The following is a 19561-nucleotide window of genomic DNA, read 5'->3' on the forward strand; positions in this document are numbered from 1 at the left end:
CGGTCGGCGGCCGGCGCCGCAGGCCCCACACCGCGTGCCCTTGGGCAGCAAGCCGGGCCGCGGTGCGCTGGCCCAGATCGCCGCAGCCGGCGATGAGAATGGTGTCTGGCATCGTGATCTCCTGTGGCGGACCTGCACTGTAGCGCAGCCAGGATCAGCGACAATACCGGCCTTGTCGTTGGTGACTGACCCATGGCTTCTTCCGCTTCCCTTGCCTGCCCGTGCGACACGGGCAAGGCCTATGCGGCCTGCTGCGGCCGCTGGCACGCCGGCCCGCTGCACCTGCAGGCGCCGGATGCCGCATCCCTCATGCGCTCGCGCTATGTGGCCTTCGTGATGGATCTGCAGCCGTATCTGCTGCAGACCTGGCACCCCAGCACGCGCCCGGCCGATCTCGAGCCCAACCCGCCGGGCCTGAAGTGGCTGGGCCTGCAGGTGCGGGGGCACGCCAACCAGGATGCCGAGCACGCCACGGTCGAATTCGTGGCGCGCAGCCGGCTCCAGGGCAGGGCCAACCGGCTGCACGAGACGAGCCGATTCGTCCGCGAGGACGGCCGCTGGTATTACGTCGACGGCAGCTTCGCGCCATGAGCCAGGGGTCCGACGTCGGTGTACCGGCCCTGCCTCGTTCACCCGAGGGCGAGGGCGCCTGTCTGCCGCAAGCTCGGAGCCTGCGTATGCAGGCCCTGGCGGCCCTGCAGTGCGCGGACTGGCACGACAAGGTCGCTGCCGTCGGGCGTATCGACGATGCAGCCAGCGTGGACGCGCAGGCGGTGCTCGCCGACCCCGGCGGGTTGCCCGGGCGCCCGTCGGCACCGGTGCTCGTCCCGGCGGGCAAGGTCAAGCAGCGCTCGGTAGGCACGCCAGCCGGGCGCGCCGCCTTGCTGCATGCGCTGGCGCACATCGAGTTCAATGCCATCAATCTCGCCCTCGATGCGATCTGGCGCTTTCCGAATCTGCCCGAGACGTTCTACCGCGACTGGCTCGGCGTGGCGCGCGAGGAGGCCTATCACTTCACGCTGCTGCGCGAGCATCTGGCCACGCTGGACCATGCCTACGGGGATTTCCCGGCCCACAACGGGCTCTGGGACATGGCCGAGAAGACCCGTGACGACTTGCTGGCGCGCCTGGCGCTGGTGCCGCGCACGCTGGAAGCGCGGGGGCTCGATGCCTCGCCGCTGATCCGCGACAAGCTGGCCGGCGCCGGAGACGCCGCGGGCGCGGCGATCCTGGAGATCATCCTGCGTGATGAGATCGGGCACGTGGCGATCGGCAATCGGTGGTATCGCTGGGTGTGCGAGCAGCGCGGGCTCGACCCGGTGGCCACGTACCCTGTCCTCTCGACGCAGTACCTGGCCCCACGCCTGCGCGGGCCGTTCAACTGGCTGGCCCGCCGGGCTGCCGGCTTCGACGATGCGGAACTTGCGGCGCTGGCGGCCGCGGATGCCGAGGTCACCCGCTGACTCCCAGGCCCTGGCTCGCAGGGCCTGCTAGTGCTTGTCTAGACGGGCAAGAGGAACATGACGGCCGCAATGGCCGTCGGCACAATGGCCGCTGCAAGCAGGCGCGCAGGCGAAATCGTGCCGTCCGGAAAGGTGTGCTTGAGAATGGCGAAGCCCGCCGGGTTGGGTGCGTTGGCGATCACCGTGAGGCCGCCCCCCGTCACCGCACCGGCCACCAGCATGTAGCGCCAGGCTTCGCTCGAGCCCTCTACCAGAGAGCCGAGGTAGGTAAGGGCAGCGTTGTCCGTGATTCCGGTGAGTGCGGTCGCCCCCCAGAACAGCACCGTGGGCGACAGCCCGCCCAGCGCATCCTGCAGCCACCACTGCTGCATGCCGCCCAGCACCACCAGGCCGGCCAGGAAGAAGCCCACCATCAACCCTTCACGGATCATGAGGCGGTCCTGGTGCTTGGCATAGGCTTGCGTGTAGCCAATGAAGAGCATCAAGAGGCCAAGGAAGATGGCAGGATGGTGAGAACTCAGTACTACCGCCACCAGAAAGCCCATATGCACCAGGGTGACAATTGCCGCGCCCGGACGCTTGGTGCGGCTGGCTTCGCCATCCACGCCGTGTCCCGTGCACACGTCACCCCCGAGCAGCACGCTGCGGCAGACGAAGGTGAGCAAGGCCGCGTTGATCACGACCGCCACGGCTGCGCGCCAGCCGATGGTCATGAACAGGTGCGCCGTGTCCCAACCGAAGGTGCCGGCCACCATCAGCACGGGCGGCGCGGCGTACGCCGTGAGCGTGCCACCGATCGACACGTTCACGAACAGCACGCCAAGCGTGAGGTACTTGAAGCCGGTCCGTTCCTGCCGCTGGAAGTAGGCATCTCGCAACAGGAGCGCGGCAAGCGTCATGGCAGCTGGCTCCGTGATGAGCGAGCCCGTGAGCGGCACGAACGACAGGATGAGGAAGAAGGTGGCGAGCTCGCGCTGGACGGGCAGCAGGCGCGCCAGACTGCGCACGGCGCCGCCTACTGCTTCGAGGATCGGTCGACTCGCGGCGATCACCATGATGGCAAACACGAATAGAGGCTCGGTGAAGTGGCGGCCGTCCATGTAGGCCACGGCCTCGCCGGCCCCTCCCACGGCCGTCATCGCTACGATCAGTACGAAGGCCCAGAAACCGAAGACGACTTCGACTTCAGAGAGCAGATGCCAGATTCCGGCATGGGGTCCGCCACGGTGGGCGAGGCGGGCGAAGAACGGGACAGAGAACGTGTGTAACACCGCAATGGCGAACAAGGCGGTGGCAAGATATTCGAGGAAGGCGGGCATGATCGCGCAGCGAGGGAGATACCACGCCGGAACGTGGGCTGCCGCGAATTATGCCAAAGCTGGGGGAGTGAACGCGAATGAAGGGATCAGAGGTTAACCCCGGGGACGCCATTGCGTGGGTCGCCTGTACGCCGCCGGGGAGAGGCGCGAAGGCACTTAGCTCGTTTGCCCGCCGGTCTGCCCACCTTCGGCATTGCGGCGCGCTTGTTGACGGTTGACGTGGCTGCGTGCACCTGCTGCCCGGGCCTCGGCCGAGGTGAACTGGTGCGCGTTGCCGCTGGCGTGGGCAGCGCGGCCGCCCTGGCTGGCGATTTGTCGCTGTCGTTGCGGATCCATCGAGGCAAAGCCCCGGCCTGAGCCGGTCTTGGGATTGGCCATGTCGTACTCCTGTAATGACGTGAAGGAACGATGCCTCTCGATCGAGAGACGCACGGTTGTCAAGGCAACCCCTGTGCCCAAGGCACCCTCCTAGGGAGAAAGTGCCAAACGTGCGATGTTTCCCTACAAGAAGCGATACGGATTACTCATCCGTTATCAGAAATGTTCATGCCACTCGGATGAAAAAAACAAATGTTCATCGAGGCAGACAGAAACCATCGGGCGCATGACCAGAGACAGCGAACCCGAGCAGCAAGCCCGCGCCCAAAAGCGTCACCACCCCGGCAAGCCGCATGGCGGCTCGATCGGCGCGGCGAGAGATCAGCGCGAGGAAGCCGCGTTGACCGAGCCACAACTGCACCCCAGACACAGTGCCAAAGGCCGCCATGACGAGCATGCCGTTCACGACGCTGCCGCCCATCCAGGCCAGCATCACGACCGAGTACAGCAATCCACACGGCAGCAAGGACCACGCCAGGCCTGTGACGAAGGCTCGCCGATAGGGGCGGGCAGGCGTCAGGGACCGCGCCTCGGGAGGTCGAGGCCCCTCCAGGGTTGCGGTGCCCGCGCCGGCCGCGAGCATGACCGGCCGCCTGCCCGGGAGCCCGCGTGCTAGCAAGAGCAGGCCCTCCTGCAAGACGGGGGGCTGATGCCCCGTGAAGAGCATCCAGGCGCCCAGCATCAGCATGCCCACGTGCGTCATGAGCCAGAGAGGGCGCACCCACACTGCCAGGCTGGCCATCTCGCTGAAGGCGGCGGCGCCAAGGGCGGCGGCAGCGCCCAGCCCTGCATAGCCAAGGAGTCGACCGGCCTGGAAGGCGAGCGTGGCCTGCGGCGGGACGGCCAGGGCACAGGGCGACGCACACATCGCCACGCAATGCACACCGCCGGTGAGGCCGATGAGGGCAGCCGTGCCGATGAGACCCAGGGCGACGGTCATGGTGTGCGCTCTGCTTAGAGGATGCGGGAGAAGCGCGTGCGCGCGTGGGATTGCTGCGCGTAGCGGTCGAAGACGCGGGCGATGGCCCGCACCACGAACCAGCCGGTGGCCGTCACGCTGAGCCCGCCCTCGTGCAGGTGCACCAGATTCTGATCGACCATCGGTGCGAGTTGCGCCAGTTCGGCCTGGAAGTAGCGCCTGAAGTCGACGAGATAATCCTCGCTCATGGCCGCGAAATCCACCTCGCCCTGGCACATGATGGCCATGATGACCGCGTGGCGCAGCAGGTCATCGGCATTCATCGCGTGGCCACGAAAGACCGGCAGGCGGTCGTTCTCGACGCAGTCGTAGTACTCCTCCAGCGTGCGCACGTTCTGCGCATAGTGCGAGCCGATCCGGCTGATCGCAGAGGCGCCCAGCGCCACCAGATCGCAGTCCGGATGGGTGGTGTAGCCCTGGAAGTTCCGGTGCAGCCGGCCCTCGCGCCGGGCTGCGGCCAGGCTGTCGGTGTGCCTGGCGAAGTGATCCATGCCGATGTAATCCCAGCCGGATGCGGTGAGACGCGCAATGGCATCGTGCAGCATGCGCACGCGCGCGGGGCCGTCCGGCAGGTCGGCCGTATCGATGCGCCGCTGGGGCTTGAAGCGCTCGGGCAGGTGCGCGTAGCCATACAGCGCGATGCGGTCCGGCGCCAGCGCAACCAGGGTGTCGAGCGTGCGCGCGAATGAGGCGGGGCTTTGCCGTGGCAGGCCGTAGATCAGGTCCACGTTGATCGAGGCAAACCCCAGCTCGCGTGCGGCGGCGACCAGCGCGAACACTTGCTCTGCGGGTTGCACCCGATGCACGGCCTGCTGGACGGCACGGTCGAAGTCCTGCACGCCGAAGCTCACGCGATTGAAGCCCATGTCCCGCAGCGCAGACAGACGGTTCGCATCGATGGTGCGCGGGTCGATTTCGATCGAGCGTTCGGCATTCGTGGCGAACGCGAAGCGCGATTCGAGCAGGTCGATCAGCGTGTGCAACCCGGCGTCATCGAGGAAGGTGGGTGTGCCCCCGCCCAGGTGCAACTGGCGCACCGGCGTTGGCGCGGCAAGCGCATCGTGCACCATGTCGGCCTCACGGCGCAGCGCGCTGAGGTAGCGCGCCGCGCGGCTGGTGTCGCGCGTGACGACCTTGTTGCAGGCGCAGTAATAGCAGATCGAGCGGCAGAACGGGATATGCACGTACAAGGACAGCGGCCGCAGCGGCCCGCCAAGCCCTCGTGAGCCCAGCGCGTGGCGATAGGCGTGCGCATCCCAGGCCTCGGTGTACTGGTCTGCGGTAGGATACGAGGTGTAGCGAGGACCGGGCCCGTCGAATTGTGCCAGCAGGCTTTCGGCGGGAACGGACGGGGCAGCCGGATGGGCTTGGGGGCAGAGGGGCGCGGTCATGCGTTCACTGTGCCCCAAGCCTCCGCAGGGCACCTTGACCAGGATCAAGCGGCGCGTGCTGCGCCCGGCAGTCCTTGCCTGCGGGGTGGCGTCGGTGGTCGGCGCACCACACCCGAGCCCGGCCGCCGGCCGAGGCACCCATGGAGTCAGCATGTCGTCTTTGTCGTCCCCCTCTAGCACCAGCGCTGCCAATCTGTGTTCCGACGCGCCGGTGGCGCCGTTGCTCGCGCAGGCGCGTGTCGCGTGCTCGCAGTGCAACCTGCGCGAACTCTGCCTGCCGGTGGGTCTGTCGCCCGAGGACATGACCCGCCTGGACGCGCTCGTGGCGAGCCGCCGTGCCGTGAAGAAGGGCGATGCATTGTTCCGTCATGGCGACGAATTCACCTCGCTCTACGCGATTCGCCTGGGCACCTTCAAGACGCGCGTGAATACGCTGGACGGACGCGATCAGGTCACGGGCTTTCAGATCGCCGGTGAGCTCGTCGGCCTGGATGGCATCGGCACGGGCCAGCATGCCTGCGATGCTCTGGCGCTCGAAGATGCCGAGGTTTGCGTGATTCCTTACGCCCGCCTGGCCGAGGTGTCGCAGGAGCTGCCCGTGCTGCAGCGGCATTTCCATCGGCTCATGAGCCGTGAGATCGTGCGCGAGCATGGCGTGATGCTCTTGCTGGGCAGCATGCGCGCCGAGGAGCGCCTGGCGGCGTTCCTGCTCAATCTCGTGCAGCGCATGCAGGCGCGCGGCTTCTCCAGTCGCGAAGTGGTGCTGCGCATGACCCGCGAGGAGATCGGCAGCTATCTCGGCCTGAAGCTCGAGACGGTGAGCCGCACCCTGTCACGGCTCGCCGACGAAGGCTACATCGACGTGCAGCAGCGGCTGGTGCGCATCGTCGATGCGGACGGCCTGCGCCACGTGATGGAAGCAGGCGCGCGCTGATCATTCATTGGCCTGTCGGATATGGACCGGCCGTTCTCCTGACGTGGCAGCCACGGGCGGGTCGGCCGAGCGCACCGCCACGACAGTCGTGGTGATGGCTGCTGCCAGCGTGATGACAGGGATGCTCACTACCAGCCACATCCAGCCGCTACGCCACCAGGGGTGGCGTAGCTCAGCGGATGACGAAGGAGGAGGCTGCGTCGATGGCGAGGCCGTCATGGCGTTCCTCGGTGATGCGAAAGGTGATGGGATGCGTGCCGGCGGGCACGTCGGCATCGGCGGGCAGGCGGGCATGCAGGATCAGCGTGGCGTTGGCCTGGGCGCCGATCCGCGCGTGGCCCTCGTCGGCAGGCAGCGTGATCCCTGCCAGGCCGTCCACCGCGATGCGCAGGTTCAGCGGCGCTTCCCCCGCATGCGTGAGGTGCAGCCGGTAGAGGTTCTCGATGCCGCCGTCGTCCAGCACCCGTGACAGCACGGCGCGGTCGCGCAGCACGTCCGCCTTGAGCGGCGTGCGGGTGGAAAGCCCCGTGGCCAGCAGCGCGAGGAGCACACCCAACACCGCCGCATAGCACAGCACACGCACGCGCCACAGGCGCGCCAGCCAAGCCCGGGGCGTATCGCGCAGCGACAGCCCGCTCTCGGTGCCATAGCGGATCAGGCCCCGTGCCTGGCCTACGCGGTCCATCATGCCGTTGCAGGCGTCGATGCAGGCCGCACAGCCGATGCACGCGTACTGCAGCCCCTGGCGGATGTCGATGCCCGTAGGGCACACCTGCACGCATAGCGTGCAATCGACGCAGGCGCCCTGGCCCAGCGCAGGCTTCACACTGTGCCGGCGTGCACCGCGCGGCTCGCCCCGGGCCACGTCGTAGGTCACCGTGAGCGTGTCGCGATCGAACATCACGCCCTGGAACCGCGCATAGGGGCACATGTACTTGCAGACCTTCTCGCGCAGCCAGCCCGCATTGCCGTAGGTGGCGAGCGCGTAGAAGCCGATCCAGAAGGTGGCGCCCGCGGCGAGCGTGCCCGCGATTAGCTCGCCGCCCAGCGTGCGGATGGGCACGAAGTACCCGACGAACGTGAACCCTGTCCAGGCTGCCAGCATCAGCCACAGCCCGTGCTTGGCGAGCTTGCGCGCCCACCAGTCGGCGTTGCGGGGGCCGCGGTCGCGGCGCAGGCGTGCGGCACGGTCGCCTTCGGTGCGCCGTTCGATCCATTGGAAGAGTTCGCTGTAGACCGTCTGCGGACAGGCATAGCCGCACCATAGCCGGCCGGCGATGGCGGTGAAGAGAAACAACGAGAGCGCGCACACGGCCAGCAGCAGCGTGAGCAGGATGAAGTCCTGGGGCGTGAACGTGAAGCCCAGAATGTGGAAGCGCCGGGCGTCCAGATCGAAGAGCACGGCCTGGCGGCCGTTCCACGTCAGCCAGGGCAGGCCGTAGAACAAGGCCTGCGTGAACGCCACGAGGGCCCAGCGCCAGCCGGCGAACCAGCCCTTGACCGACCGGGCATAGACCCGGGCGTCGCCCTGAGCGTTGGCGGGAACGATGGGGATGGTCCTGGCCATGATCAGCGTCCCGGGCCGCCCGACACCTTGAGCACGTAGGCGACGAGAAGATCGATTTGCTGGGGGGTGAGCCGGCCGGCATGGGCCGGCATGACGCCTTCGCGCCCGCGGGTGATGGTCTCGATGATGTCGGCCTGCGAGCCGCCGTAGAGCCACACGCTATCCGTGAGGTTGGGCGCGCCCAGCAAGGGGTTGCCCTTGCCCTCGGCGCCATGGCAGCCCGCGCAGTTGTTCATGAACCCGATCTTGCCGCGGGCAGCGGCCACGCTATCGGTGCGCATGCCCGAGAGCGACTGCACGTAGGCGGCCACGTTGCGCACGTCGCTGGCCGTGCCCACGGCGGCCGCCATGGGCGGCATGACGCCGTGGCGTCCCTCGGCGATGGTGGTGCGCAGGGCATCGGCCGTGCCGCCATGCAGCCAGGCGCCTGCCGTGAGGTTGGGGTAGCCGCGGGCACCGCGGGCGTCCGAACCATGACATTGCGCACACGTGTTCAGAAAGAGGCTGGTGCCGATGGCCAGGGCTTCGCTGTCCTGGGCCAGCGCCTCGGGCGTCTTGCCGTCGAAGCGGGCGTAGAGGGGCGCCACGCGGGCGTCGAGCGCCTCGCGCTCGGCCTGGTACTGGCCGCTTTGCGTCCATCCGAGCACGCCGGCGAAGTTGCCCAGACCGGGATAGAAGATGAGGTAGCCGAGCGAGAACACCACGGTGAGATAGAACATCCACAGCCACCAGCGGGGCGGCGGGTTGTTCAGCTCGTAGAGGTCGCCGTCCCAGACGTGGCCGGTATCGGGCTTGGCTTCGGCGGGCTGTGCATAGGCGGGGTTGCGGCCGTGACGCCAGGCGAGCCAGGCGCAGGCTGCGATGCCCGCCAGGCTCACCACCGTGATCACAGCAGGCCAGAAGAAGTGGGTGAAGTCGCTCATGATGCGTCTCCGCGTGCGGGTGCATCGGCACCCGCATCGGGCGAGAACGGCAGCGCGGCGGCGTCGGCGAAGCCGTCGTGGCGGCCGCCGGCCCAGGCCCAGACCACCACGCCCGTGAAGGCAGCGAAGGCGAGAAGGGTGAACAGCACGCGCAGGAATGTCAGGTCAAACATGGTGGCAGCCTCGTGGGGGTGCGGTCAGCGGCGCTGGATGCCCAGCACCTGCAGGTAGGCGACGAGGGCGTCGAGCTCGGTCATGCCCGTCAGGGCGTCGGGCGCAGCGGCGATCTGCGCCTCGGTGTAGGGCACGCCAATGGCCTTCAGGGCCGCCATGCGCTGGGCGGTGGCAGCGCCGTCGAGCGATGCCGTCGCCAGCCAGGGGTAGGCCGGCATGTTCGATTGCGGCACCAGGTCGCGCGGGGCGATCAGGTGACGGCGATGCCATTCGTCGCTGTAGCGGCCGCCCACGCGCGCGAGATCCGGGCCGGTACGCTTGCTGCCCCACTGGTGCGGGTGGTCGTAGATGGATTCGCCCGCCACGGAATACGGGCCGTAGCGCAGCGTCTCGGCGCGCAGGGGGCGCACCATCTGCGAGTGGCAGTTGTAGCAACCCTCGCGCAGGTAGACGTCGCGCCCGGCGAGCTGCAGCACGCCGTAGGGTTCGACCCCGGGCGCGGGTTCCGTCGTGGAGCGCTGATGGAACAGCGGCACGATCTCGATCAGGCCGCCGATGGAGACGACCACCAGCACCAGCACGATCATGAGCCAGTTGCGGGTTTCGATGTGTTCATGGGAAAAGGCCATGATGGCGGCTTCCTTCAGTGGCGGCGGCACGCAGGCCGCCGCGGGTCGGTCAGGTGTGGGCGGACGGGGCGAGCACGGGGATGGCGAAGGTGCGTTGCTCGACGCGGGCCTGTGCCACGGTGCGCCAGACGTTCCAGCCCATCACGCACATGCCGGCCAGGTACAGCACGCCCCCTGCGAGTCGGATCACGTAGAAGGGCATCGTGGCGGCCACGGATTCCACGAAGGTGTAGGTGAGCGTGCCGTCCGGCTCGATGGCGCGCCACATGAGGCCCTGCATGACGCCGGCCACCCACATCGCGGCCACGTAGAGCACGATGCCCAAGGTGCACAGCCAGAAATGCAGCTCGATCGCCGGGCGCGAGTGCATTTCGGTGCGACCCACCAGGCGCGGGATCAGCCAGTAGAGCGAGCCCATGGTGATGAGACCCACCCAGCCCAGGGCGCCCGAATGCACGTGGCCCACGGTCCAATCCGTGTAGTGCGAGAGCGCGTTGACCGTCTTGATGGCCATCATCGAGCCTTCGAAGGTGGCCATGCCGTAGAACGAGAGCGCGACGATCATGAAGCGCAGCACGGGATCGGTGCGCAGGCGGTGCCACTCGCCGCTCATCGTCATGACCCCGTTGATCATGCCGCCCCACGAGGGCGCGAGCAGGATGAGCGAGAAGAGCATGCCCATGGACTGGGTCCAGTCCGGCAGCGCGGTGTAGTGCAGGTGGTGCGGGCCCGCCCACATGTACGTGAAGATCAGCGCCCAGAAGTGCACGATGGACAGGCGATACGACCAGATCGGCCGCTCGACCTGCTTGGGGATGAAGTAGTACATCATCCCGAGAAAGCCCGCGGTGAGGATGAAGCCCACGGCGTTGTGGCCATACCACCACTGCACCATGGCATCCTGCACGCCCGAGAACACCGAGTATGACTTGAACCAGCCAGCCGGCACGGAAAGATTGTTCACGATGTGCAGCAGGGCCACCGCAATGATGAAGGCGCCATAGAACCAGTTGGCCACGTAGATGTGGCGCACCGTGCGCTTGGCGATCGTGCCGAAGAACACCACGGCGTACGCCACCCACACCACGGTGATCAGGATGTCGATCGGCCACTCGAGCTCGGCGTACTCCTTGCCCTGCGTGTAGCCCATGGGCAGCGTGATGAGGGCGGCCACGATCACGGCCTGCCAGCCCCAGAAGGTGAAGGCCGCAAGACGGGGCGCGAAGAGCGGTGCGTGCGACGTGCGCTGCACCACCCAGTAGGACGTGCCGATCAGGGCGCTCACGCCAAAGGCGAAGATGACGGCGTTGGTGTGCAGCGGGCGCAGGCGGCCGTAGGACAGCCACGCGATGCCGTCGGTGAGCTCGGGCCAGGCGAGCTGGGCCGCGATGAAGACGCCGACGGCCATGCCGACGATGCCCCACAACACGGCGGTGATGGCGAACTGCCGCACCACACGGTCATGGTAGACCGCGTCGGTGGGCAGGGCTGCCTGGGTGCTCATGGGTAAATCTCCGTACATTCGTAGAATGGTTCGCAGAGCGCGAGACCCTACTATGCGCGGATGTGCTTCCGGCCGTGTTGACCCATGTCAAGATGTGCCAGCGAGAGCACGCTGCCGGTGGGATCACGCCCTTGGCAAGTGATCCGGCGTCGATGTGGCGGCGTCAGCCCGCGCCTGCTGGCGTCGGGCGTTGGCTCGTGTCTTCGCGTCGTCCGGATCGAAGATGAGTTCGCCTTGATGCTCCAGATCATCGAATTGGCCGCGATGCATGGCCCAGGCCAGCATGCCAATGATGATCATCGCGAGCACCACCGACAACGGCACGAGCAGATAGAGGATGTCCATCGTGTCAGGCGCCGTCGGGGTCGCGCATGAGGCGCATGCCGTTGCCGATCACGAGCATCGAGCTCAGCGCCATGCCGAGCCCCGCCGCCCAGGGCGGCATGAACCCAAGCGCAGCCAGCGGCACGCAGGCCGCGTTGTAGCCCATGGCCCAGGTGAGGTTCTGCCGCATCACGGTAACGGCACGGATGGCCATGGCGCGGGCGTGGCCGATGTCGTCCAGGCGTCCTGAGGCGAGCACGACGGCCGCCTGCGCCTGGGCGAGCTGCGAAGCTTCGCCCAGCGTCACGGAAATGTCGGCACCGGCCAGGGCGGGGCCGTCGTTGATGCCGTCGCCCACCATGGCGACCGTGCTGCCCGCGCGCTGCCAGTCTCTGACCCGGTCCAGCTTGGCTTGCGGTGTCATGCCGCCCCGGGCTTCGGCCAGGGGCAGGCGCGCCGCCAGGCGCGCCACGCGGGCGGGGGCATCGCCCGAGAGCAAGGCCACCGTCATGCCGGCCGCCTGCAGGGCATGGACCGCACCGGGCGCATCGGCACGCAGCGGGTCGTCGATGACGAAGCGGGCGATGGGGCCTTCCTCATCGGCAAGCCAGGTGCCGGCGCGCGGCGTGGCATCCGGCCCGAGCGGCGCGGCGAACGCGGCGTTGCCGAGCCGGCAGGTGCGCCCCGCGATGGTGCCGAGAAGCCCGGAGCCTGCGATTTCCTGCACGTCGTCGGCGCTGGCGGCGCTGGGTGCTGCCCGGGTGATGGCCCGTGAGGCCGGGTGCGATGACCACTGCGCCAATCCCGCCGCGAGCAGGCACGCCTCGGCTGCGCTGATTCCCGCACGCAGGCAGTCCACGTGCACGAGCGTCGGCTCGCCCCGTGTGAGCGTGCCTGTCTTGTCGAAGGCGACGTGGTCGACGCGCGCCAGGCGTTCGAGCGCGTCCGGGCTGCGCAGCCAGATGCCGTGGCGTGCGAGAGCGGCTGTGGCCGAGAGCATGGCGGCGGGCGTGGCGAGCGACAACGCGCAGGGGCAGGTCACGATGAGCACAGCAATGGCGACGGACAGGGCGCGGGTCGGGTCCACGACCTGCCAAGCCAGCCAAGCCACCCCGGCGAGCACCAGTACGCCGACGAGAAAGGCCGTGGCCCAGTGGTCGGCGGCGCGCATCCAGCCCGGACGGGCGGCGGCGGCCTGATCGACGAGTTGGCGGATCTGGCCCAGCGTGGCATCCGCGCCCACGCGCTCCACCCGCACCAGCACGGGATTCTGCAGATTCACGCTGCCGGCGCGCACGGCCGCGCCGCACGGCTTGGCCACGGGCAGGCTCTCGCCGGTGAGCAGGGCTTCGCTCGCCTGCGTGTCGCCGGCGAGCACCACGCCATCGGCGGCGAAAGCCTCGCCAGCAGGCACGCGCAGCACGTCGCCCACGGCGAGCTGCCCCACCGGCACGGTGGCGAAGTCGCCGCGCGCGGTGCGCCGGCTCACGGTGGCGGGCAACGCGCGCCCGAGTGTTTCCAGGCGCGCGGTGGCGCGAGCGCGCGCCTTGCCTTCCAGCCAGCGGGCCAGCAGCAGGAAGAACACGAACATCGTCACGGAGTCGAACCACACGTGCCCTTGACCGGAGAACGTCGCCTCGCTGCTCGCGACGAAGGCGAGCACGATGCCCAGCGCGGCCGGCAGGTCCATGGCCACGCGGCGGGCGCGCAGGCTGCGCACGGCGTTGCGCAGGATTGGCCAGGCGCAGAAGAGCATCACGGGCAGGGTGACCATCCATTGCGCCCACCGCAGCAGCCGCAGGAGGTCCGGGGCGATGTCGCCCGGTGCCACGAGGTACTCGGGCGCCGCATACATCATCACCTGCATCATCGCGGCGGCGGCCACGAGCAGGCGCCAGAGCGCGAGCCGCGCGGCGCTTGCGGCGCGCGGCCTCGAAGGCGGCCGAATCGGTCGGGTAGGGCGCGTAGCCGGCCTGCGCGATCGCCCGGTACAGGGCCGACAGGGGTGCCGCGTCGAGCCGCCAGCGTACCCGCGCGCGCTGCGTCATCACGGTGACCCGTGCGCTGCGCACGCCCGGCACGGCGCCGAGCGCGGCTTCCAGCGTCTGGGCGCACGCCGCGCACACCATGCCTTCCACCGCGATCCACGTCTCGGCTTCGCCCTCAGCGAGCAGGCGTACCCGGCCGCTGGCTTGCGCATCGGCATCGAAGGCGGCATAGGCGTCTGGGGCGGGAAGAGCGGCCGGGGGAGGCAGCGCAGATTCGGCGATCATGGCCCGGAGCATAGGCCGGGCGGGCGGCTTGCGCCTTGACCTGCATCAAGCCCGGCGGCCGTTGTCAGGGCCCGCGCGTGAGGTGGCCATGCATGGAGTGTGCATGCCCGGGAAACGAACAGAAGAAGACGTAGGTCTCGCCGATCGCGAGCTCGAGCGTGCTGAAGCTGATGGTCGTCTCCTGGCGTGCGCCCACGAGTCGGGTGTGGGCGATCACGCGCGGATCGTGCGGGGACAGGAATCCGTTGACCAGCCCGGCGCCGACCCCGTCCCGTGTTACGGCAGCCATGTCCGACTCGCGCGTGAGCACCCAGTTGTGCCCCATGGCGTTCACGGGCATGTCCCCGGTATGCCGCAGCGTGACCGAGAAGGCGTGGCAATCGGCGGGAATCCGGATCTGTGACTGTACGAAGTGCTGCATGTCGCCGACTTCCAGGACCGTGGCGCAACGGGGCTCTGCCCACGCGGCGCTCGCCGGCGCGGTGAAGCAGAGCGCGAGGCCTATCCGGGAGGCGAGTTGGCGCGTCATCGCAGTCTCGAGGGGCTTCCAGGGATCAGGGTGTCAGACGTTGCACATGAGCCCAGTCCGTGGCCTGGTCGTCCGGGGCGGCCGGCATGCGCAGCGGGCGATACTGCACGGCCGCCCACGGCTCGCGCATGTCGCGGTAGCGGGACGAGAAGACGAGGCCACTTTGCCCCGTCTGGTAGATGAAGCGCGATTGTCCGCCGTCCGACAAGTCGTAGATCGCGCGCAGCGAGGCCGCATGCCGGGTGGCGAAGGGCTCCTCCCCCGTGAGGTTGTACTGGCCGACGTTGATGGTGTAGCCATCGCCGCCCGCATCCACGCGTACATCGAAGAGCGGGGCGAGCGCTGCCACGTTGCCGAAGGGGCGATGCGTGCTCAGCGCGGCGTGCGCCTCGCCCCAGCGCCAGGCGTGCACGTCGTCGCCGTAGCGCGCCTGCAGGCGCTCCAGGGCCCGCGTGAGCGCGGCACCGGTGTGGGCCGCGCAGCCGGCCGGCGCGCACCACCAGGCGTCGTTGGTCTCCAGGGCGTGCTCGACGGTCTGGCGAAAGTTGCGTCGGCCGTACAGGAGCGCGAAGCGCGCCTCGCCCAGCCGCGGCACCACCATGCCGCGGGCGAGCTCGTCAGCCCAGGCCGCGAAGATCAACGGCGCGGCGGCATCGGCGCCCATGGTGCCGTCAAAGCCGGCCAGCTCCTGGTGGGCGGCTTCGGCCAGCGGGTGATCCGAGCGGGCCTCGTGCAGGTGGGGCATGAGCCGGCGCGTGGCGAGCGAGACGATGTCGGCCTGGATGGCGCGCATGCTCGCCACGTCGTGTCGCGTGGTGGCGCCCAGCAGGGATTCGATGCGTTCCTGGCGGTACGGCACCGCCCAGTCCTGGCCGATGAAGTAGGGATAGTCGGGCGGCGTCACCCGCTGATTCGCGGTGGCGTACCAGCCATCCGGCACGGTGCTCTGCGGCGTGTCGGCATAGGGAAGCCAGCCCGTCCAGGCGTAGCGGTCCATCCAGCCGGGGGCAGGGGCGATGCCCCGGATGTCGTTGTCCTGGCCCCGCAGCGGCACCTTGCCGAAGGCGCGAAACGCCACGGCGCCCGCCGTGTCGGCCATCAGCACGCTCTGCATGGGCGAGTGGTGGTAGGCGCCGGCATCGATCAGTTCCTGCACGGTCTGGGCGGCATTCATGCGAAAGCCCGCGAGCACGGTCTGGTTGTCGTCGTCGAGCGCGCTCCAGCGCAGGGCGAGCACATAGCGGCTCGTGTCGATCACACGGCCATGCTGAGGCTGGGCATCGCTCAGCACGGGGCCATTGCGCGTGGTGCGCACGGTGTGCGTGATGTCAGGGCCGCCGCGTACGGCGATCGTCTCGGTACGGGTCTCGAAGGCGGTCCAGCCTTCTGGCGTGCGGTAGCGGGTGGCGTCCTGCGGATCGATCTGCTCCAGATACAGATCCTGCACATCCGGCCCGGTGTTGGTGAAGGCCCAGGCTGCGCCGGCGGTGCGGCCCAGCACGACGAAAGGCATGCCGGGCAGGGTGGCGCCGATCACGTCCAGTCCGGGCGCATGCAGCCGCGCGAAGTACCACAGGGCGGGCGCGTTCAGGCCGAGGTGGGGATCGTTGGCGAGCAAGGGCTTGCCAGTGGTGGTGTGCGATCCGGCCACCACCCAGTTGTTGCTGCCGCGGCCATCGACGTTGCCCGCGTGTGCGACGACGGCGTCGGACCAGGCGCGCAGGCTGTCCGTGGCGGGAGCGGGCGCAGCCTGGGCGGTGGCGAGCGGGCGAAAGACGCCGAGCCGGTGGTACAGCGCCGGCAGATCCAGGGTGATGGCCGGTGCCTCACCGGGATAGGGCGGAAAGAGCTGCCAGAGGCGTTCGTTGTCCAGCACCTGGGCCGCGGCCAGGCGCGCGAATTCCGTCCCCCAGTTGCCGCCCAGATCCAGCGCCATCATCAGCGCCCAGCCCACGCTGTCCTCGGGCTGCCAGACGCCGGGCCGGGTCCGCAGCACGAGGAACTCCGGCGAGAGCGCCTGCCCGGCATGGGCGTGGAAGTCGTTGATGCCGTCGGCGTAGGCCTGCAGCGCCTCGCGGGTGTCCGCAGGCAGGCCCTCGAGCTGGCGGCGGGCGGCGCGCAGGATGCCCAGCGTGCGCATGAGACGGTCCGTGCCCACGGTGGCATCGCCCAGGACGGCGGAAAGCTCGCCGTGCATGGTGCGTCGCTGCAGCTCGAGCTGCCAGCCGCGCTCCTGGGCGTGCACCCGGCCGAGGGCATACCAGGCGTCGCGCGGCGACTGCGCGAAGATGTGCGTGATGTCAGCGGCATCGCGCGCCACCGTGGTCTCGGCCCGCAGCCCGGGGGCCTGGGCCGTGCCATCCAGCGTGGGCAGGGCCTTGTACGCATACAGCCCTGAGATCCCGACCAACACCACCAGCGCCGACGCCAGCGCCCACAAGGCCCGTCTGAACCACACCTTCATCCTGCCTCCTTCCCGAGCCTTGGCGCACACGTTTGCACTGCCTTCTGCATGGTAGGGGCTTTCCGGCTCGACTGGCTATCCGGGATGCCCCGCGCCTGCCGGCCAGGCGGTAGGCAAGTGCCGGAGGCTGCGCTACACTCGCCGACGGTGTGCCATGTGCTACACCCGTCGTACGTCTTCAGGGCGGGGTGAAAGTCCCCACCGGCGGTAGTCCACCTTGGGTGGCAAGCCCGCGAGCGCCCGCACCTATGGGTGTGGGGTCAGCAGATCTGGTAGCCAAGCCAGAGCCGACGGTCATAGTCCGGATGAGAGAAGATGCGCCAGTTCTCGGGTTGCCCCGGCCGTCGGCCGTGCACGCCCGTTCTCAGGCTATCTGTTAGCCCTGAAACGTTTTTCGCCACGATTTTTTTGCGAGAGCGTTTCATGTCCTTTACTCCTGCCACGCATTCCCGTTTCCCCGTCCTCACGGCGGCGCCGTTCGCGCAGCGTCTGTCGCGTGCCCTGCATCAGCTGCGTCTGGGCCGCCCGGTGATCGTCCTGGACGATGCCGATCGCGAGAACGAAGCCGATCTCATCGTCGCTGCCGACAAGCTCACCGTGCCCGTCATGGCCCAGCTCATTCGCGACGGCAGCGGCATCGTCTGCCTGTGCCTGCCCGGCGACGTGCTGGATCAGCTCGAGCTGCCCCAGATGGCGCAGCGCAACGGCAGCCGTTTCAGCACGGCTTTCACCGTGTCCATCGAAGCCCGTGAGGGCGTGAGCACCGGGGTCTCCGCCGCCGATCGCGTCACCACCATCCGCGCCGCCTGCGCAGCTGGCGCGAAGCCGGCGGATCTCGTGAGCCCGGGTCATGTCTTCCCGCTGCGTGCCCAGGCAGGTGGGGTGTTGACGCGGCGCGGCCATACCGAGGGCTCGGTGGACCTGGCCCGGCTGGCGGGCCTTTCCCCCGCCGGCGTGCTGTGCGAGCTGATGAATCCCGATGGCACCATGATGCGCGGTGAGCAGCTGGATCGCTATGCGGCCGTCCATGGCCTGGTGGCGCTCACCATCGCCGAGCTTGCCGAGCACTTGCAGGCTCAGACGCAGGCCCTGGCCGAGGCGGCCTGAGCCGCCCGATCGGGCGTTGGCGGGCCCGCACTGACTGTCGCGCAGGCCTGTCGCGGCGGGGCGGCGTGGTAAGGTGCGGGGCATGACTGCCCCGCAAACTGCCGCCTTCAGCGCGGATGATCTCCTGCTTCTCGAACGCACCGCCGACGCCCTGAGCGCCTGGTGGGGCAAGCCCGTCATGGCCGAACATGGCCAGACGGAGGGCGTGCCCTGGGCCGTCTTTGGCCTGCCGCTCGCGATCCAGGGCGACGACGACGAGGATCCCGAATCCTTTGCCGTCTGGCAGATGGGCGGTGCCGGCGCGCAGCGCCTGGGCAATGCGGGCGGGCTCGCCCCCGCGCCGGACGACGTGCACGATTGCCGCCTGCTCTGGGCGATCCAGGTCGGGACCGAGCCCGGTGAGCGCTACGTGCGCCTGGATGGCACCGGCCAGGTCGAGGCTTGGTCGGATGATCTGGGCGAACTGTTGCCGTTCCAGGTCGATGCGGACGAATCCGCGGGCGTCGACGGATTTCCGGAAGACGACGAGGACGACGAAGACGCCGCCATGGCGTTCCTGCGCGATGCGCAGGCCAAGGACGCCACCCCGCCGCACGACCATTCGCACCATCACGACCACTCGCACGATCACGGCACCTGCGGCGGACATGACCACGACCACGGGCACGACGCGCCGGGGAATGGCTCTCACTCCGTGCGGGGCGGCTCGCGCACCCGGCATTGACGATTGGACGGGCACGCCGGGCGCTGCCTCGGCCGCCGGGCGTCGGGGCTCCCCCGTTCGCGGCCGGTGGCTTGGCCCGGCAATTGCTGAGTTGCCCGGGGCCTGCTGATTGCGTGCTTCGCACGCCGTTGGTCCACCCCCGTTCGTTGTCTCCCCTGCATGGCCGTTGATCTGAGTCCTGGCCGTTCCCCTGCTCGACCCTGGCTGCTGCCGCTCGTCGCGGCGCTGGTGCTGGCTGCCGTCGTGGCGGGTATCTGGCTGTTGACGCCCCTGCGTGACCATCTCACGGTGGACGACTTCGTTGCGGCCGCGGACGCCCTGGAAGACATGCCGTTCGCGCCCCTGATCGTGATCGCGGTCTATGTGATCGGGCCCTTCCTCCTGGTGCCCCTTACTGTCACGGTGGCGGCGACTGGCGCCATCTTTGGTGCCTGGCCGGGGCTGGCCTATGCCTTCGTCGGCTCCATGCTGGCGGCCTATCTTTCATTTCTCGTCGGCTCTCTCGTGGGCGGCCGCAATCTGCGCCGGATTGCCGGCGCGCGCGTGGATGCGCTCAGTCGCAAGGTGGCGAGCAAAGGCGTGCGGGCCGTGCTGGCTGTGCGGCTGGTGCCCGTGGCGCCGTTTGTCGTGGTCAATCTGGTGGCGGGCGCCTCGGCCATTCGTCTGCGCGATTACATGCTGGGGACGATGCTGGGCATGTTGCCGGGCATTCTGATCAAGGTGGTCTTCGTCGATCAGCTCGCGCAGGCGGCCGAGACCTCCGATATGGACGCCCTGGGCAAGCTCGCCATCGCCGCCGTGGTGCTGGTGCTGTTGGGTGTCGTCGTCCGGCGTGCCTTGCGTCGCCGTGCGGCGCGGCGGGATGACGACTGACGGCGG

General features: G+C 68.9%; 20 protein-coding genes, 1 pseudogene and 1 riboswitch. Of the genes and pseudogenes, 6 read left to right on the forward strand and 15 right to left on the reverse strand.

All coding sequences use genetic code 11. The features are described 5' to 3' along the window. Positions 1 to 192: 192 nt before the first annotated feature. Both IMZ29_RS01600 and IMZ29_RS01605 read left to right on the forward strand, forming a co-directional pair. Positions 193 to 591, forward strand: coding sequence for a YchJ family protein (locus IMZ29_RS01600; protein WP_216179620.1), 399 nt, complete (start codon positions 193 to 195; stop codon positions 589 to 591). Positions 592 to 677: 86 nt separating this feature from the next. Beyond that, positions 678 to 1463 (forward strand): ferritin-like domain-containing protein, encoded by a 786-nt coding sequence (locus IMZ29_RS01605; protein WP_253206688.1) that lies wholly within the window; start codon positions 678 to 680, stop codon positions 1461 to 1463. Between the two features lie 38 nt (positions 1464 to 1501). On the opposite strand, the gene IMZ29_RS01610 is transcribed toward IMZ29_RS01605, so the two are convergent. From IMZ29_RS01610 to hemN, 4 genes are all read right to left on the reverse strand, one after another. Further along, entirely contained in the window at positions 1502 to 2782 is a 1281-nt protein-coding gene (locus tag IMZ29_RS01610) for a putative Na+/H+ antiporter (RefSeq protein ID WP_216179645.1), read from the reverse strand. A gap of 156 nt (positions 2783 to 2938) precedes the next feature. After that, positions 2939 to 3160: a KGG domain-containing protein gene (locus tag IMZ29_RS01615; protein WP_216179648.1), complete on the reverse strand. Its 222-nt coding sequence runs from the start codon at positions 3158 to 3160 to the stop codon at positions 2939 to 2941. 196 nt (positions 3161 to 3356) lie between these two features. Beyond that, positions 3357 to 4100 (reverse strand): sulfite exporter TauE/SafE family protein, encoded by a 744-nt coding sequence (locus tag IMZ29_RS01620; RefSeq protein WP_216179651.1) that lies wholly within the window; start codon positions 4098 to 4100, stop codon positions 3357 to 3359. A gap of 14 nt (positions 4101 to 4114) precedes the next feature. After that, on the reverse strand, positions 4115 to 5530 hold the full coding sequence (hemN, locus tag IMZ29_RS01625; RefSeq protein WP_216179654.1) for an oxygen-independent coproporphyrinogen III oxidase: 1416 nt from the start codon (positions 5528 to 5530) through the stop codon (positions 4115 to 4117). A 151-nt stretch (positions 5531 to 5681) separates the two neighbouring features. Between hemN and fnr the strand changes: the two genes are divergently transcribed. Next, positions 5682 to 6464 (forward strand): fumarate/nitrate reduction transcriptional regulator Fnr, encoded by a 783-nt coding sequence (gene fnr, locus IMZ29_RS01630; protein WP_216179657.1) that lies wholly within the window; start codon positions 5682 to 5684, stop codon positions 6462 to 6464. On the opposite strand, the gene IMZ29_RS23030 is transcribed toward fnr, so the two are convergent. The 11 genes and pseudogenes from IMZ29_RS23030 to IMZ29_RS01675 form a co-directional block, all read right to left on the reverse strand. Beyond that, positions 6465 to 6593, reverse strand: a complete 129-nt coding sequence (locus IMZ29_RS23030; protein ID WP_256445142.1) for a hypothetical protein — start codon at positions 6591 to 6593, stop codon at positions 6465 to 6467. It abuts the gene before it with no gap. Between the two features lie 43 nt (positions 6594 to 6636). Next, positions 6637 to 8031 carry a cytochrome c oxidase accessory protein CcoG gene (gene ccoG, locus IMZ29_RS01635; RefSeq protein WP_216179659.1) on the reverse strand — a complete coding sequence of 465 codons (1395 nt, stop codon included), beginning with the start codon at positions 8029 to 8031 and terminating at the stop codon, positions 6637 to 6639. A gap of 2 nt (positions 8032 to 8033) precedes the next feature. After that, complete coding sequence (ccoP, locus tag IMZ29_RS01640; protein ID WP_216179662.1) at positions 8034 to 8954, reverse strand: cytochrome-c oxidase, cbb3-type subunit III; 921 nt, start codon at positions 8952 to 8954, stop codon at positions 8034 to 8036. Beyond that, entirely contained in the window at positions 8951 to 9127 is a 177-nt protein-coding gene (locus IMZ29_RS01645) for a cbb3-type cytochrome oxidase subunit 3 (RefSeq protein WP_216179665.1), read from the reverse strand. The genes ccoP and IMZ29_RS01645 overlap by 4 nt, the downstream gene beginning before the upstream one ends. Positions 9128 to 9151: 24 nt before the next feature. Beyond that, positions 9152 to 9757, reverse strand: coding sequence for a cytochrome-c oxidase, cbb3-type subunit II (ccoO, locus tag IMZ29_RS01650; RefSeq protein ID WP_216179668.1), 606 nt, complete (start codon positions 9755 to 9757; stop codon positions 9152 to 9154). Between the two features lie 49 nt (positions 9758 to 9806). Beyond that, the gene (ccoN, locus tag IMZ29_RS01655; protein ID WP_216179671.1) at positions 9807 to 11261 is read right to left on the reverse strand and encodes a cytochrome-c oxidase, cbb3-type subunit I; all 1455 of its coding nucleotides are present in this window, start codon (positions 11259 to 11261) and stop codon (positions 9807 to 9809) included. A 123-nt stretch (positions 11262 to 11384) separates the two neighbouring features. Then, positions 11385 to 11606, reverse strand: coding sequence for a cbb3-type cytochrome oxidase assembly protein CcoS (ccoS, locus tag IMZ29_RS01660; RefSeq protein ID WP_216179674.1), 222 nt, complete (start codon positions 11604 to 11606; stop codon positions 11385 to 11387). Positions 11607 to 11610: 4 nt separating this feature from the next. Next, complete coding sequence (locus tag IMZ29_RS01665) at positions 11611 to 13470, reverse strand: heavy metal translocating P-type ATPase (RefSeq protein WP_371820061.1); 1860 nt, start codon at positions 13468 to 13470, stop codon at positions 11611 to 11613. A 139-nt stretch (positions 13471 to 13609) separates the two neighbouring features. After that, a pseudogene (locus tag IMZ29_RS23140) lies at positions 13610 to 13870 on the reverse strand (heavy-metal-associated domain-containing protein); the annotation flags it as partial. Between the two features lie 52 nt (positions 13871 to 13922). Further along, complete coding sequence (azu, locus tag IMZ29_RS01670; RefSeq protein ID WP_216179677.1) at positions 13923 to 14387, reverse strand: azurin; 465 nt, start codon at positions 14385 to 14387, stop codon at positions 13923 to 13925. Positions 14388 to 14412: 25 nt separating this feature from the next. Further along, positions 14413 to 16851 carry a penicillin acylase family protein gene (locus tag IMZ29_RS01675; RefSeq protein WP_216179679.1) on the reverse strand — a complete coding sequence of 813 codons (2439 nt, stop codon included), beginning with the start codon at positions 16849 to 16851 and terminating at the stop codon, positions 14413 to 14415. 170 nt (positions 16852 to 17021) lie between these two features. Next, a riboswitch (FMN riboswitch) is annotated at positions 17022 to 17172 on the forward strand. Between the two features lie 102 nt (positions 17173 to 17274). Here IMZ29_RS01675 and ribB point away from each other — a divergent pair. The 3 genes from ribB to IMZ29_RS01690 all read left to right on the forward strand — a co-directional run bounded on the left by ribB (position 17275) and on the right by IMZ29_RS01690 (position 19555). Further along, positions 17275 to 17958 (forward strand): 3,4-dihydroxy-2-butanone-4-phosphate synthase, encoded by a 684-nt coding sequence (gene ribB / locus IMZ29_RS01680; protein ID WP_216179681.1) that lies wholly within the window; start codon positions 17275 to 17277, stop codon positions 17956 to 17958. A gap of 82 nt (positions 17959 to 18040) precedes the next feature. Further along, entirely contained in the window at positions 18041 to 18682 is a 642-nt protein-coding gene (locus tag IMZ29_RS01685) for a hypothetical protein (RefSeq protein WP_216179683.1), read from the forward strand. Positions 18683 to 18841: 159 nt separating this feature from the next. Then, positions 18842 to 19555, forward strand: coding sequence for a TVP38/TMEM64 family protein (locus IMZ29_RS01690; RefSeq protein WP_216179685.1), 714 nt, complete (start codon positions 18842 to 18844; stop codon positions 19553 to 19555). The last annotated feature ends 6 nt before the right edge of the window (positions 19556 to 19561 follow it).

This window comes from Verticiella alkaliphila, assembly GCF_018904615.1.
In the GTDB taxonomy this organism is placed as follows: Bacteria; Pseudomonadota; Gammaproteobacteria; order Burkholderiales; family Burkholderiaceae_B; genus Verticiella; species Verticiella alkaliphila.